The sequence below is a fragment of the Nevskia soli genome (assembly GCF_903970205.1).
GTDB lineage: Bacteria > Acidobacteriota > Terriglobia > Bryobacterales > Bryobacteraceae > Bog-113.
In genome coordinates this window covers 1-14,421 of sequence record NZ_CAJCHS010000021.1, presented here as the reverse complement: position 1 = coordinate 14,421, position 14,421 = coordinate 1, and the positions used below count along the sequence as shown (strand labels likewise).

At 59.1% G+C, this 14,421-nt stretch carries 17 protein-coding genes and 1 tRNA gene; 14 read left to right on the top strand and 4 right to left on the bottom strand.

Going from position 1 to position 14,421, the window contains the following annotated elements; translation table 11 throughout:
* A partial coding sequence (locus H1Y01_RS01240; protein WP_180538280.1) for a ferritin-like domain-containing protein occupies nt 1-614 on the bottom strand: 614 nt, incomplete at its 3' end.
* 366 nt (nt 615-980) lie between these two features.
* Between H1Y01_RS01240 and H1Y01_RS01235 the strand changes: the two genes are divergently transcribed.
* The 7 genes from H1Y01_RS01235 to H1Y01_RS01205 all read left to right on the top strand — a co-directional run bounded on the left by H1Y01_RS01235 (nt 981) and on the right by H1Y01_RS01205 (nt 5,114).
* Nucleotides 981-1,340, top strand: coding sequence for a TraR/DksA family transcriptional regulator (locus tag H1Y01_RS01235; RefSeq protein WP_180538278.1), 360 nt, complete (start codon nt 981-983; stop codon nt 1,338-1,340).
* Nucleotides 1,341-1,418: 78 nt separating this feature from the next.
* A complete protein-coding gene (locus H1Y01_RS01230) occupies nt 1,419-1,634 on the top strand; it encodes a DUF5668 domain-containing protein (protein ID WP_180538277.1) in 216 nt (71 codons plus the stop codon).
* A complete protein-coding gene (locus H1Y01_RS01225; protein WP_180538276.1) occupies nt 1,631-2,500 on the top strand; it encodes a LiaI-LiaF-like domain-containing protein in 870 nt (289 codons plus the stop codon). Before H1Y01_RS01230 ends, H1Y01_RS01225 begins: the two co-directional genes overlap by 4 nt.
* 2 nt (nt 2,501-2,502) lie before the next feature.
* On the top strand, nt 2,503-3,546 hold the full coding sequence (locus H1Y01_RS01220) for a sensor histidine kinase (protein WP_180538275.1): 1,044 nt from the start codon (nt 2,503-2,505) through the stop codon (nt 3,544-3,546).
* Entirely contained in the window at nt 3,543-4,301 is a 759-nt protein-coding gene (locus H1Y01_RS01215) for a LytR/AlgR family response regulator transcription factor (protein ID WP_219341163.1), read from the top strand. Before H1Y01_RS01220 ends, H1Y01_RS01215 begins: the two co-directional genes overlap by 4 nt.
* Nucleotides 4,302-4,325: 24 nt before the next feature.
* Nucleotides 4,326-4,535 carry a DUF2905 domain-containing protein gene (locus H1Y01_RS01210; protein WP_180538274.1) on the top strand — a complete coding sequence of 70 codons (210 nt, stop codon included), beginning with the start codon at nt 4,326-4,328 and terminating at the stop codon, nt 4,533-4,535.
* Between the two features lie 3 nt (nt 4,536-4,538).
* Nucleotides 4,539-5,114, top strand: coding sequence for a TMEM175 family protein (locus H1Y01_RS01205; protein ID WP_180538273.1), 576 nt, complete (start codon nt 4,539-4,541; stop codon nt 5,112-5,114).
* A gap of 15 nt (nt 5,115-5,129) precedes the next feature.
* Here H1Y01_RS01205 and sppA read toward each other — a convergent pair whose 3' ends face one another.
* The gene (sppA, locus tag H1Y01_RS01200; protein WP_180538272.1) at nt 5,130-6,884 is read right to left on the bottom strand and encodes a signal peptide peptidase SppA; all 1,755 of its coding nucleotides are present in this window, start codon (nt 6,882-6,884) and stop codon (nt 5,130-5,132) included.
* 74 nt (nt 6,885-6,958) lie between these two features.
* On the opposite strand from sppA, the gene H1Y01_RS01195 reads away from it, so the two are divergent.
* Entirely contained in the window at nt 6,959-7,381 is a 423-nt protein-coding gene (locus tag H1Y01_RS01195) for a nuclear transport factor 2 family protein (RefSeq protein ID WP_180538271.1), read from the top strand.
* A gap of 28 nt (nt 7,382-7,409) precedes the next feature.
* Nucleotides 7,410-7,883, top strand: coding sequence for a DoxX family protein (locus tag H1Y01_RS01190; protein WP_180538270.1), 474 nt, complete (start codon nt 7,410-7,412; stop codon nt 7,881-7,883).
* Nucleotides 7,884-7,908: 25 nt separating this feature from the next.
* Here the strand turns inward: H1Y01_RS01190 and H1Y01_RS01185 are convergent, their stop codons facing one another.
* A complete protein-coding gene (locus H1Y01_RS01185) occupies nt 7,909-8,793 on the bottom strand; it encodes an SDR family oxidoreductase (protein WP_180538269.1) in 885 nt (294 codons plus the stop codon).
* A 151-nt stretch (nt 8,794-8,944) separates the two neighbouring features.
* Here H1Y01_RS01185 and H1Y01_RS01180 point away from each other — a divergent pair, with 151 nt between their 5' ends.
* The 3 genes from H1Y01_RS01180 to H1Y01_RS01170 all read left to right on the top strand — a co-directional run bounded on the left by H1Y01_RS01180 (nt 8,945) and on the right by H1Y01_RS01170 (nt 11,938).
* Nucleotides 8,945-9,568 carry a TetR/AcrR family transcriptional regulator gene (locus H1Y01_RS01180; protein WP_180538268.1) on the top strand — a complete coding sequence of 208 codons (624 nt, stop codon included), beginning with the start codon at nt 8,945-8,947 and terminating at the stop codon, nt 9,566-9,568.
* A gap of 45 nt (nt 9,569-9,613) precedes the next feature.
* The gene (locus tag H1Y01_RS01175) at nt 9,614-11,122 is read left to right on the top strand and encodes a S41 family peptidase (protein WP_180538267.1); all 1,509 of its coding nucleotides are present in this window, start codon (nt 9,614-9,616) and stop codon (nt 11,120-11,122) included.
* A gap of 138 nt (nt 11,123-11,260) precedes the next feature.
* Nucleotides 11,261-11,938, top strand: coding sequence for an alpha/beta hydrolase family protein (locus H1Y01_RS01170; RefSeq protein ID WP_180538266.1), 678 nt, complete (start codon nt 11,261-11,263; stop codon nt 11,936-11,938).
* 24 nt (nt 11,939-11,962) lie between these two features.
* Here the strand turns inward: H1Y01_RS01170 and H1Y01_RS01165 are convergent.
* Nucleotides 11,963-12,035 (bottom strand) — tRNA-Ile (locus H1Y01_RS01165).
* Between the two features lie 89 nt (nt 12,036-12,124).
* On the opposite strand from H1Y01_RS01165, the gene H1Y01_RS01160 reads away from it, so the two are divergent.
* The gene (locus H1Y01_RS01160) at nt 12,125-13,993 is read left to right on the top strand and encodes an AI-2E family transporter (RefSeq protein ID WP_180538265.1); all 1,869 of its coding nucleotides are present in this window, start codon (nt 12,125-12,127) and stop codon (nt 13,991-13,993) included.
* A 47-nt stretch (nt 13,994-14,040) separates the two neighbouring features.
* Nucleotides 14,041-14,421, top strand: a 381-nt coding sequence (locus tag H1Y01_RS01155) for an STAS domain-containing protein (protein ID WP_180538264.1), incomplete at its 3' end; no start/stop codon positions are given.

The window sequence follows — 14,421 nt, the reverse complement described above, 5'->3', positions numbered from 1 at the left end:
GTACCGGCAGGAGGCGGAATGATATCCGCCGGGTCAAGGGCAGAGACCGCAACACCCAATCGGTCGACGGCGTTTCGGATCGAACCCGAGTGCAACGCTTCGACCGCGAGAATGCGGGCGGCGTACCCAAGAACTGCAGGGTTCACGATTAAAGTAGCGCCACCGGCATAAGCTGTAATGCCGATGTCCTCGAATGCCCGGGCAAGTGTCAGGAATTCCGCCTGACTGCCAAACCCGATTCCGAGCGCGTTCAGGTTGATTGCAGGTTTCGCAATATACTGACCGCCTAAAGACGTAACCGCTTCCTGGAGAAGGATCACGTGCTGCCGTTCGTCATTGGCGAGTTCCAGCGCGATCGCCGCAACTTGCGGATCGGTGAAGGTGACGAGATTACCGCCCGACGTCGCTCCCGCCGTGCCAACCGCGCCGGTGATCGGGATACCCAGCGAGTCGATGTAAGCGCCGGTGGTCGCTACGGTGTAAAACTCCGCTTCCAGATACTCGAGGTTGAGCGCGAAGTTGACAATATCGAAATCCGTGTAGCCGGTGGCGCTTTGCGCTTGCAGGGTCTTGGTCTCGGCAGCCGCCCCCAAGACAGCTCCTGCAAGGGCCAACTTCTTAACAAAAGACCGGCGATTTGCGCCTATCTTCTCTAAATTTGCCGTTAATTGCGTATCATTCATCCTATGAACTTACCTCTCCTATAGGTTTGTACGACACCTACGAACGCTAGTCTATAACAAGAAATCCGATCGGAGGCTGACTCTTCCCGGTATTCGGTGATGTTCACACCCGTATCTGCTCTACTACAACCGAGACTACGCCTTTTGCCTCACCGGTAGATCATACGGCTAGGGAAAAATTCGACGAGAAATGGATTTGAAAGTACCATGGCATCTAGTTTGAAGCTGGACTTCACGGAGTTGCCTGACCGCTGCAACTTCAGGTGGACGGAAGCGCAATGAGATGATCAGGTCACTGTGATCGATATCCAACATTTCAAAAGCAAGCTGCAAGCGCGGGAACAGGAACTGCTGAACGACCGCCGCACGTCCGAACAAGAGGTACTCGACGCACCTTCCGCCGAGGTCGAAGACGCGTTGGATCTGGCCAATTCAGGCGAGGCTCGCGAGGACGCCGAGCGCTCGCTGGATCGCGAATACAGCGAACTCGAAGAAATTCAGGATGCTCTAAAGCGCATCGACGCAGGCACCTACGGGGTCTGCGAGATCTGCGGGAAACCGATCGAACCGGCCCGGCTCGAAGCCGTTCCGTGGACGCGCTACTGCCTGAACGACGCCAAACAGCGCGAGCACTTTACTCCAACCGGCAACCTCTAATCGTCATTCGCCGACCGGCGTCCGTCACTCGCCGAAAACAAGCTGAAGCCGCCTCGAAACCCCGGTAGCATCGGAAGCGTGAACGAGGTGCAAGAGATGAACAAGTTTCGATCCTTAAGAGCGGATATCGTGGGCAGCGCTTTCCCCGTCCTGCTGATTCTGGCCGGCTTCGCGTTGATGCTGATGAGCAGCCTCGGAGTTCTTTCGGCGGACAGCATCACTCGCTTTTGGCCCCTGGCTATTGTCGCGGCGGGGCTGGTGGAACTCGATCCGACGCGCAAGGAACAGCAATGAGCCGCGACTGGGAACGTCCGGGAGAACGGTCAGCCGGCGGACCGCAAGGACGGCCGGATCGCCCCTGGGAGCACCTGCACCAGCATTGGCACCGGCCGGAAGAATGGGACCCACGGCAGGAGGCACGGACGGGAGGCACGCGCGCCACCGGCGGCCTCTACTTCCGCATGGGCCATAATCCGGCCGGCCCAAAAATGGGTGCGGCCCTGGTGCTGATTGTGATCGGGACCGCGTTTTTCCTGAACAATCTCGGGATCCTCCACGTGGGGAGCTTGTGGCAGTACTGGCCGCTGCTTCTGATTCTGGCCGGCGTGGGGCAGATCTCCTCGGCGCGCAGCGAAGGCGCTTACGTACGAGCTTTCATTGAGGTCGGGGTCGGCGTGGTGTTCCAGCTGCAAAATCTGGGCATGCTGCACGTCCGTCTCTTCACCTTGTGGCCGTTGGCGCTGATTGGGGTCGGTATCCTGCTGCTTTTCCGGCCCGGCTTCGCGCGACTGATTCCGGCGCGAACCGGCGATATCCGGAATGAGGTCAATGAGTTTGCGTTTTTCGGCGGCGTCAAGCGCGTGTTGACGACGCGCGATTTCCGCGGCGGTGAGTTGCTGAGCGTTTTCGGAGGCATCGAGCTCGATCTGCGCGGGGCTGACATTGCGGCGGGCGTTCAACAAATACACATCGAGGCGAATGCGGCGTTCGGAGGAATCGACATCAAGGTTCCGGATCGCTGGCACGTGGAAGTTCATGGCATGGGAATCTTCGGGGGCTATGAGGATAAAACGCTCGCGGTGCAGCAGGGAATCCAGCCCGGAGCGCCCGTACTGATCATTCACGGGTTTGCGGCCTTCGGCGGAGTTAATGTCGAATAAGCATGCACCCGATCCTAACGAACCCGCGATACCTTCTTATGTATCTGGCGGCATGGGTGCCGCTGGGGTTAATGGTTGGATCGATGCTAAGTCTATCGGCGCACTTACCTTGGCGCGAAACGACGTGGATTACGGCGCCTCTCATTGTATTACTTGCGTTCTTATGTCTGGCCCCGTTATATATGTGCAGGGCGCTGCCGGTGGGCGGGACTTCCGTCCCCAAACTAATCATCAATCACTTACTTGCGGCGCTGGCCATACTTGCCATCGTGCAGCCGTTTCTGTTTCTTGATTTGAAAACGGGCAGCGAGGTGTTTCATGACTTCGATCGCAGATCGCTGCCCGGTATGCCGCTGCTCACCACGAGCACGCTGCTTCTCTATCTCTTGGCGGTCGGCGGTCATTACGCGGGGTTGGCGGCGGAGTCGACGCGGCGAGCTCAGGTTCTCGCGCGCGACGCGGAACTCCGGGCGCTCAAGGCGCAGGTCAACCCGCACTTTCTATTCAACTCGCTGAATTCGATCAGCGCATTAACGTCGATCGATGCGTCGCGCGCCCGCGATATGTGCGTGAAGCTTTCTGAGTTTCTGCGGCTTTCGCTGCGCCTGGGCGAGCGCGGCAGCATTCCTTTCAATGAAGAGATGGAAGTAGCGCGGACTTACCTGAGCGTGGAGCAGGTGCGGTTCGGGCGGCGGCTCCGCGTGCTGGAAGAGATCGCGGCCTCGTGCGGCACATGTGACGTGCCGCCGCTCCTCATCCAGCCGCTGGTCGAGAACGCCATCAAGCACGGCATCGCGAATCTGGTGGATGGCGGCGAGATCGCGATGACCGGAACGTGCGACGGCAGAACGCTGCGGTTCTCGATTCAAAATGAGTTCGACCCGGACGCGCCGGTCGGTAAACGCAGCGGAATTGGATTGCGCAATGTTCGGGACAGGTTGACCGCGCGCTTCGGAGCGGCTGCCCAGCTGAAAGTCGACATCGAGGAGAACCGCTATCGCGTGACGATCTCGGCGCCTTGCGAGAAGGGACGGGTATCGGCATGAGCGCGACCATGATGCGGGTCGTGATCGTCGATGACGAAGAACTCGCGCGCCACGTGATCCGCGAGCACCTCGGTAACGAGGAGGATGTGGAGATCGCGGCCGAATGCGCGAATGGTTTCGAGGCCGTGCGCCTGGCCAATGAGCTGAAGCCCGATTTGATGTTCCTGGATGTGCAGATGCCGAAGCTGGACGGTTTCGAGGTGCTGGAACTGATCGAGCCGGAGATCGCCGTGATCTTCGTAACGGCGTTCGACCAGTACGCCATGCGCGCGTTCGATGCAGCCGCCGTCGATTATCTATTAAAGCCGTTTAGCGCGGAGCGGTTTCGCAGCGCGCTGGAGCGGGCACGGCAGCGGTTGGCGACGAAACAGCCCGCGCCGTCCGCATCGGAGCTAAAAGCGCTGGCCCGGACTCCCGATCAGGCGGCCGAGCGCGTGGTAGTCAAGGATGGCGCCCGCGTCCATATCATCCCCGTCGGCAAGCTGGATTATGTCGAAGCGCAGGATGACTATATCGAGTTGCATAGCGGGCAGAAGTCGTGGCTGAAGCAGCAGTCGCTGGCGAGTCTGGAGGCGGTGCTCGATCCGAACCGGTTCGTGCGCGTACATAGGTCGTACCTGATTAATATCGAGCGCGTGACTAAGATCGAACCCTATACGAAAGATACGAAGCTGGCGATTTTGACGGATGGCGCGCAGATTCCGATGAGCCGGGCCGGGTATGCGCGGTTGAAGGAGTTGATGCGGATTGAGTAAGACGGGCCGCGCGATAATCGTCCTTTGGCTCGCTTGCTGATTGTCGCGGGATTCGTTCTGGTGTTACTCGGCGTGGCCGTGTGGGTGCTCGGACGATTGCACCTTCCGGTCGGGCGATTGCCTGGCGACATTGTATGGCGCGGAAAGAATTCGACCTTCTACTTCCCCATTGTCACTAGCCTGCTACTTAGCTTGATCGGTTCGCTGATCCTGTGGCTTTTGAACCGGCGATAACGGATGACTAAAGGACGAATGGAGGCCTTCAGCGATGGAGTATTCGCCGTCATCATCACGATTATGGTGCTGGAGATCAAGTCGCCGCGAGGAGCTGGTCTTACGGCGCTCCGTCCAATCCTTCCAGCGTTTTGTAGTTACGTGCTGAGCTTCGTGTACGTAGGCATTTACTGGAATAATCATCATCACCTGCTGCAGGCGGCGCAACATGTTAGCGGGAGCGTATTGTGGGCAAATCTGCATCTGTTGTTCTGGCTCTCGCTAACGCCGTTTGCCACCGCGTGGATGGGCGAAAACCTCTTCGCGCCCTGGCCCACCGCGCTTTACGGAGTGTTGCTGCTTTTTAGCGGGATTGCTTACTATATATTGACGAAGTTACTGATCGCGCATCACGGCAAAGACTCAACGCTCGCGGCATCGATCGGGACCGATCGAAAGGGAGCGCTTTCGATCGTCATCTACGCCGCATCGATTCCGCTGTCCTTCTTACAACCGCGGATCGCTTGCGCGGGATATGTGATCGTCGCCGTTATGTGGCTGATTCCGGACCCGCGCATCGAGAGGGGTTTGAGGCAATAGCGACTTTGCACCAGGCTAATTGATACTAAGCACCCAAGGACACACGCTCAAATAACCCCCGTGCAGAAAAGCTCGCACTTGCGGCGCAGCAAATACCGGCGGCAGAGTAACTGCCTGTGGAATACCCAGCGCCATCCGGATGCGGGCTTCGATCGATGCGTCCGGCGATTGGTTGTTGAACAACAAGTCAAACAGGGTCTTGCGCGGCGGGAAAGTAACCAGACTTACCGTATCATAGGGAGCGATTCTGGCGCGCTGTTTCACTAACTCAATCGCCCGATCGATGCCGCCTAGCTCATCCACTAATCCATTTTCTTTGGCCTGATCGCCAAGCCAAACGCGCCCTTCGGCAACCAGCGCGATCTGATCCACCGGACGCTTCCGGGAATCGGAGACACGCCTCAGGAAAGTCTGGTAAGTCGCGTCGATCCCTTGCTTGAGCTTCTCCTTCTCTTCAGGCGTAAGCGGCTTGTAATCGCTATCGATTCCCGCGAAATGGCCGCGCTGGATGGAATCCTTGGAAATACCCAACTTATCGTAGAGGCCGTGCAGGTCCGGTTTGCCGTAGACGACGCCGATGGAACCGGTGAGCGTTTCCGGGTAAGCGACGATGGGCGTCCCATTCATCGCTATGTAATAGCCTCCGGACGCGGCCGCATCCGACATCGAGATCACCACCGGCTTCTTACGCGCCAGATCGTTCATCGATTTCCAGATGGCGTCGGTCGCGTAGACTTCGCCGCCGGGCGAATCGATGCGCACAATCACGCCTTTCAGGTCGGAACGGTTGGACACCTTATCCAGTAGCTTGGTGAACGACTCCGATTGGATTTCCGTCTCGTTGGAGGAGCCGGGCTCGCCGCGGATGATATCGCCTTCCGCTACCACGAAGCCGATCTTGTCCTTAGTCTTGAGGCCCGCGTCGAAATCGCCGTTCTGCAAGTAATCGTGGGCGTCCACCTTACGAACTTCGGTGTTGATCTCGCGGCGCAGCTTGCCGAACATCTCGTCTTCGTAACAAAGCGAATCGACTAATCCGCGCGCCGCTACGTCGCTGGAGAGTAGAGGCCCGTTGTTTATCGCGTCTTCTACTTCAGCCGCGGACTTCTTGCGGGAGACGCCGATAGTCTTAACCAAATCGCCATAGACGCGGTCGACGATGCTCGTCATAACTTCGCGCGTTTCAGGACTCATATCGGAGCGGGTGAACATATCGCCGAAATCTTTGTACTTACCGTCGTGCTCGACGTCGACCGTAATGCCCAGCTTGTCTAGCGTCTTCTTGAAGTACATAAGTTCGAAGCGGACGCCCTTCAGATTCAGCAGGTCCTGCGGGCCCAGATAGACCTTGGATGCGGCCGTCGCAACATAGTAATCGCGAGCGCTGGGGGTTTTCAAATAGGCGTAGACCGGCTTGCCGGACTTACGGAAGTTATCCAGTTCGGCGTGGAGTTCCTGCATCTTCGCCCAGCCGACGGCGAGATTCTGCGGCTCAAGGACGATGGCACGGATGCGCTTATCGACGGCGGCCCGGCGCAGGATTGCCCAGGTGTCCGCGACCGTCAGCGGCGTGTGTTGTCCGAATCCCTCGAACGGGAGTTCCACGGGCGCGCGTTCGGGAAGATCGCCGTCGAGACGCAGGATCAGCGTGGAGTCGGACGCAACCGCCGGAGGACGGCTGCGCATCGATGCAATCCCGGCGATAATCAGGACTCCAATGACGACCACCAGGATCGCCCCTACAACCATTCCAAGGAAGAATTTCAGCAATTCGCGGCCACGCTCCTGTTTCTATCGCACGGTAACATAGCGTCACGACTCCACTATCGAGCACTGGCAGACTCATGAGCAACGATCAACAAGAGACCGAGCACGATTCCCAAGCGCGAGATCAAGAGATCCGCGAGGCGCTGGATCAGCATTGGGCGGCGTCCGATGCCGGCGATTTTGAAACCGAGCACCGCATCTATCACGAGGACGCGGTGTTGGAATATCCGCAGTCAGGCGAGCGAACCCGGGGTCGAAGCAACATACAGAACCAACGCGCCGGTCAGCCGAGCAAAAAGCGATTTGCTGTCCGGCGAATCATGGGCGGCGGTGATCTTTGGGTCACCGAATTAATCCTGACCTATGACGGCAAGCCGTCGTACACCGTGAGCCTCATGGAATTCAAGGAAGACAAGGTCACGCGGGAAACACAGTACTTTGCGGATCCATTCGCAGCTCCCGCGTGGCGCGCTCAATGGGTCGAACCGATGGACCCATAACAGCACATCCTCGGATGGAGGGACAAAGATGGATTGGATACGGTTGGTCCAGTTTGCGTTGGTGGGTAGCAGTGATTTGGAACCATACGCCATCCTGTTGGTACGCGTTTCGCTCGGGCTGTTCTTCGCCATCTCCGGCGCAAATAAATTGTTTGTCTCCGGCAACCGGCAAACCATGTACGAAACGCTCGTTGCGGCCAAAGTCCCGCTTCCCCACCTAATGACTTACTTCGTGTCGGTAGTCGAGTTTGTTGGTGGATCCTTCCTGATCATGGGTTTTCTTTCGAGCCCGGCCTCGGTGGCTTTATTAGTCGATATGCTTGTCGCCATCCTGACCGCCAAGCTTTCGGCCATGCCTAAGGGACTCTCGCCTCTTAACTGGCTCGACGATTTCCTCTACCTTCCGGAAGTCCTGTACGTGCTCTTCTTTGTGTGGCTGATCTGCTCGGGTCCGGGAAAGTTCAGTGTCGATTACTGGCTCGCCGGCAAGTTAGGAACGTGATCCATCGAAGATCCCGCGGCAATCGTCAGTACTTCATGTTCGCCAAATCCTCGATCAGCCCCGGTCCGGTTGGGTCCCAGCCCAACGTCTTGCGCGTCCACTCGCTCGAAGCCGGCATATCCAGAGTGGCAAAGTGCCCGAACATGCCAAAGTGCTCGCCCGCTTTTTCGGCCGGGATCGAAACCGCCGGCACGTTCAGCCCCTCACCGATCGTCTCCGCGATATCCCGCAGCGCTACGCCTTCTTCCTGCACCGCGTGATAGGTCGTCGCACCCTGGCCGGTCTTCTCGACCGCCAGCCGGTAGAGGTGCGCGACATCCTTCAGCGGGCCCGCAGCCCAACGGATCGAGCCATCGCCCACGTACGCCGAAACCCCTTTCTCGCGCGCGATCTGAATCAAAAATGTCACCAGCCCCTGCTTGCGCGTGTCATGCACCTGTGGCAAACGCACGATGGCCAAATGCAAACCCTTTGCCGCCACCGCCTGGGCTGCCTGTTCCGGCTTGCGCGGAATCATGGGCGAATCTATCGGAGGATCGGTCTCCTTGCGCACCTGGCCGGGCGCGCCGCTCGTGATCCCGATCCCGGAAGTGACCACCAGCAGTTTGCCCGGTTCGAGCACCGACCCGAGCGCCTCAATCGCCTGCATCTCGTCCCTTCCATTCTGCGCAAACTTCGACCAGTCGTGGTTGAACGCCAGGTTGACCACGGCATCCATCCCGGTAGCTCCGCTGCGCAGACTGTCAAGGTCCTCCAGGTCGCCGCGATGAACCTCCGCGCCCACCGCCTTCAACTGCTCCACGCCGGCATCGCTGCGCGTAAGCCCGCGCACGTGGTGCCCTGCCGCCATCAGTTCCTTCACCAGTTCCGTTCCAATAAAACCTGTTGATCCCGTCACAAATACACGCATTACCTTCCTCCTTAGTTATGACCTTACCGGTGGAGATCACCCGAAATTCGCATCCGCGTCGCCGCTGAAACAACAAAACGGAGACAGTCTCCGAATCAAGAGATAGCCGGAGACCGTCTCCGGTTGCAAAAACTTTACTGTAAACTTGCATATGCCGGAAAAGAAGCTCCCGCTGCCGCCCGGGCGCAAGCCGCGCGCCGATGCCCAGCGCAATCGCGCGCGCATCCTCGAGGTCGCCAAGGAGGTTTTTACTCGCGACGGCGCCGCTGCCAGCCTCGACGATATTGCCCGCCAGTCCGGCATCGGCCCCGGCACGCTCTACCGCCATTTCCCGACCCGCGACACCCTGATCGAAGCCGTCTACCGCAACGAAGTTGAAAAACTCGCCGGCGCCGCGCAGCGCTTCGCCGCCAAGATGCCGCCGCTCGCAGCCCTCCGCGCCTGGATGCTGCTCTTCATCGACCACGTGGCCGACAAAAGGCTCATCATTCCCGCCATGGATACCGTCGCGGGCGGCTCGTCGCGACTTATCGAAGGTGCGCGCGGTCTCATCCACGGCGCGTTCGTTTCGTTAGTCCAGCGCGCCATTGACAGCGGCGACCTCCGCGCCGGCACGGACCCCCACGACATTGTCCGCGCCCTCGTCGGCGTCTTTTTCACCACGGCTCTATCCGGCTGGGAGTCCAGCGCCCGGCGCCTCGTCGACATCCTAATCGCCGGTTCAAGCGCAACGCGCAAGCACCCTTCCACCGCACCCCGCATGCGGCAAAAGTAGCGAGACCCATATCGTTGTCACTGGTATCGTCAGGACTGCTCGTTTATGACACTCTTCATTCGATTGCCGCTAGCCGTCTTCCTCATTTCGGCCTGCCATGCTCAAGTTACTGCCGGGGCCCGTCTCAAGTCCGCTGATCTACGCGCCGATGCGGCTATCCTGCGCAGTGCCTATGAGCAGCTGCATCCCGGGCTCTATCGTTACAGCACAAAAGCGGAGATGGATGCTGACTTCGATGAGTTGAGCGACAAACTCGCTCACGATCAAAGCTTGCAGGATGCTTTTCTGGCCTTTTCCGAGTTCGCCGCCAAAGTCCGCTGCGGCCACACGCAGGCGAACCCATTCAACCAATCGAAGTCGCTCGTCGAAATGCTTTTCAAGAGTCAGACGCGACTACCTTTCTACTTCGATTGGATCGATCGTCGGATGATCGTCACGCACGACTTCACCGCCGGCCGCGTGCTTCCTCGGGGCACGGAGGTTATCCAAGTCAATGGCGTGCCGGCGGCTGCCGTCCTGGCGAAGCTCCTTTCCATTACTCGGGCTGACGGCTCTAATGACAGCAAGCGCGTTGCGCAGCTGGCGGTCAACGGTGACAGCATTTACGAGACGTTCGACGTTTACTATCCGATGTTCTTCCCGCAGAAGGACGCTACTAATACATTTCTTCTTCGTAAGCCGGGCACGCGACGTACGGAACGCATTACGGTCAATTCCTTGACCTTTGAGCAGCGCATCGCCCCTATCAAATTAAGAGAGCAGGAGCGGAAAGGAGGAGATGCCGCATTGTTCGAATGGAAGTACCTTGCGGATGGCATCGCAACTCTCCGGATGCAGACGTGGGCGCTTTACGACAGTAAGTGGAACTGGAAGCAGTGGTTAGGCGATCACCTGAAAGAGGTCGCCCAGCGAAACGCCCCTGCGCTGATCATCGACCTACGCGGGAATGAAGGCGGCGACGATGTAGGCAATGAGATTATCCCTCATCTTATAGATGCCTCGATGACACTTTCCTCGATGCGGCGCCTCGTCCGTTACCGTAAGGTACCGGATGACCTCGTTCCCTATCTCGACACCTGGGACAAGAGCTTTCAGGACTGGGGAAGCTTCGCGGTGGATCTACCCGAGAGATGGCCGACTGCCCCGCCAAACGTGACTTACTTGAAACTCACCCGCTACGACGATGACGCTAACGGGGACGTGATACAGCCGAAAGGATCGCGTTTCCATGGGAAAGTCTTTGTCCTAATCGATTCGACGAATAGCTCGGCGACTTTCCAATTCGCCCAAAACATACAAAGTCATCACTTAGGCACGCTCATCGGGCAGCCCACGGGGGGTAGTCAGCGCGGAATCAACGGAGGAGCCTTCTTCTTCCTGCGACTTCCTCATTCAGGGATTGAGATGGACCTGCCGCTGATCGGTACCTTCCCGCCCGCGCCCGTGCCCGACTCCGGCATAGCGCCGGATGTTCTTGTCACTCCTACACCGTTAGACATCGCCGCCGGACGAGACCCCGGAATGACAGTCGCTCTGCAGCTTGCTCGGCAATAGGGTGCCCGGCGGCGCCTTCAGTCCGCAGCCTACCGCAGCCTTCATGTCACCATAGCCGTGGTGCCCTCCGATATCCGGACCCGTACGCCCGTAGCGGCGCGCCAACGTATTGCCTATGGCAGTGACGCCAGTCAGTTCTTGGACGTCTTTCCTGCGCAACCAGTCCAGTCGCAAACAGACAGTTGTCTGGCGATCATGATCCATGGCGGTTTCTGGCGATCGAAGTACGATTTAACTCACGCGAGCCATTTGTGCTCGGCTTTGGCCGCAACCGGCGTAACCACCATCAGTCTCGAATACCGGCGCGTGGGGACCGGGGGCGGATGGCCGGCGACCTTCGCGGATATTCAGGCCGGGTATGCGGAAGCTCTGCTCCACTTCCCGGAGGCAAAAGCTCCGGTTCTGTTAGGCCACTCCGCAGGGGGTCACTTAGCTTTGCGTCTCGCTGCGACCAACCCGGTGATGGCGGGAGTCGTTGCGCTGGCTCCGGTAGCCTGCCTGAAACTAGCTTTCGACGAGCATCTCGGTGACGGGGCGGTCGAAGCGTTCCTGAACGGCACGCCTACCGGGATCCCGTCCATCTATGAAGACGCCGATCCATGCAATAAGCCATCCAATATCCGGCGCATCTTAGTGCATGGTGTAGACGACGAGAGCGTTCCTATCGCGCACAGCCAGGCGTTTTTGGAAGCCCGCAGGCATGACCCGGGAGTCGTGACGCTAATCGACATTAAGGAAACGGGACACCTTGAACTGATAGACCCGAAATCAGAGGCATGGTCGATAGTCCGAACCGCAGTCCAGTCGCTCTTGTAGGCCGGCATTGCTGGGGCAGGCTAATGGGCCCTGATGGATTCGAACCATCGACCAACGGATTATGAGTCCGCTGCACTAACCGCTGTGCTAAGGGCCCGCACTGCCACGTTTTCTTAGGATTGCACAACCCGGCACGAGCGAGACGTCGCGTTCGGTCCGATTCCTGCTACACTCCTATCGCGAGCGATGCGGAAACGAACGGCGGCCGCGGCGAGCGGCAACCTGCTACCTGCCATTGGACTGCTGGTCGGAATTGGTGCGCTTTATTTCGCGCGCCAGATCCTCATCCCGTTTGCCCTCGCGATTCTGTGCGCGTTCCTGCTGAACCCGGCAGTGAAGCGGTTGCAGTACCTGCGCATTCCCCGAGTCGCCGCAGTCCTCCTGACCATGATCGTGGCCTTCGGCGCGCTCGCCGGCATCGGCTGGGTCGTCACCGACCAGTTGGTCGAGATCATCAACGATCTGCCGCAATACCGCAACAACATCGATGAGAAGATGGCCACGTTGCGGGCGCCCAGCGGGGCAAGCCGGCTCGTCGCAACGCTGCAGGACCTCGGCAAGGAGTTAACGACAACCCCGCCAAGCAAGCTGTCGCCTGTGGCGCCTAGAAAGCCCGCTCGATCGGCGCGTGCTCAGAGCGCTCTCGACACCGCAACCGATGGAACGCCGGTAAAAGTGGAAGTGATCGAGCCGACGCCCAATGCGTTGCAGTCGGTGCGCAACTTTCTGGGACCCTTGTTGGGCCCGCTCGAGACGATGGGCATTGTGCTGGTCTTCGCCCTGTTCATGTTGATCGATCAGGAAGACCTCCGCAATCGTCTGCTTCGCCTCCTCGGCAGCAACCAACTGCACCGCACGACGAAAGCTTTGGACGACGCGGCGCGGAGGGTTAGCCGCTACCTGATGATGCAGTTCCTGGTGAACGCTTCTCTCGGCGCGGTGGTCGCCATGGGACTGTACTTCATCGGTGTCAGGAGTTTCCTGCTCTGGGGCGTGCTGACCGTGTTCCTGCGATTTGTGCCCTATGTGGGAATCGCGGTTGCGGGCGCGTTGCCCTTCCTTCTAGCTGTTGCCACCACCGATAGCTGGCGCGCGCCGGTGCTGGTGATCGCGCTCTTTTTCGTTTGCGAACTCATCACCGGCAATCTTGTCGAACCGATGGTATATGGCGCGCACACGGGACTGTCCTCGGTTGCCATTCTCGCCGCCATCGTTTTCTGGACCGCTCTGTGGGGCCCGGTCGGGCTCATTCTGTCGACACCTCTAACGGTGTGTCTGAGTGTTCTGGGGCGGTACTCGCCCCACCTGGAGTTTCTGAACGTCTTGCTCGGCGATGAGCCGGTGCTGACGCCCGAGGCTCTGTTTTATCAGCGGTTGCTGGCTCTCGATTCGCATGAGGCGTTGACCATGGCGGAGTCGTTCCTAAGGGACCGGACATTGATCGAGCTCTACGATGAGGTCATCGTGCCGGCCCTCGCCATGGCCGAGCAGGACCGGCATAGCGGTCAAATGGAAGCCAAGCGCGAACGGTTCGTAATTCAGAGCATCAATGAGATCGTGACCGAAGTCGCGGAGGCGTTCGAGACGCCGAAATCGAAAGCCAAAAAAGTGCTTCCGCTGCCGCCGCTGAACGCGAGCGCGCGTCAGGAGTGCCGGGTTTTCTGCTTCGCCGCGCACGATGCGGCGGACGAGCTGACGTCGGCAATGCTGGCTCAACTGTCGACCCACGCGGGCTTCCCCACGCTATCGTTCCCCTACCTGGAGGAACCGGAGCAACTGCTCGAAGGACTGGCGCCTCAAGCGTGCGACGTGGTCTGCGTCTCGTCCGTGCCGCCATTGGCGTTGACCCACGCGCGCAAGACCGGAGAGGCGATTCACGCGATGTTTCCGGAGGTCACGCTCCTCATAGGGCTATGGGGACAGCCGAGTACGACCACTCGAGTCACGGAGCGGCTGCAAACAGCCACTGGGGGGTTCGTGGTGACCAGTTTCGCGGCTGCCATGGCTCAATTGCGCGCGGTGGCGGCGACCGCGGCCAAATTGTCTGATGCCTAACAAATGGCGATTCTCGTGCTGAGACTCTAACAAAATAAATGTCGCCCTTGAAATTCGAAGCAGACGTTCTAAGAACCAACTCCGCGGCAGTGGTGTCCGCTCGCGGCAGAATCACGCTCGGTGAGGCTTCACAGGCGCTTCGCGGCACGATTGAGCAGCTGTGCACCGAAGGCACGCCGAACATCGTATTGAACCTTGCCGGAGTGACATTTATCGACAGCGCGGGCCTGGGCGTACTGGCGCTAGGCTATTCCAGGACCAAGGCTGCCGGCGGCGTGTTGAAAATCGCCGAGCCGCAGGCGCGCGTTAAAGATGCAATGGAAATGACGCGGCTAACTCGCATGTTTCCGCTCTACACGAGCACGCAGGAAGCGGTGGCGAGCTTCACGAATGCGGAGCCGAATGCGAAGCAAGAAACCGCAGCGCCA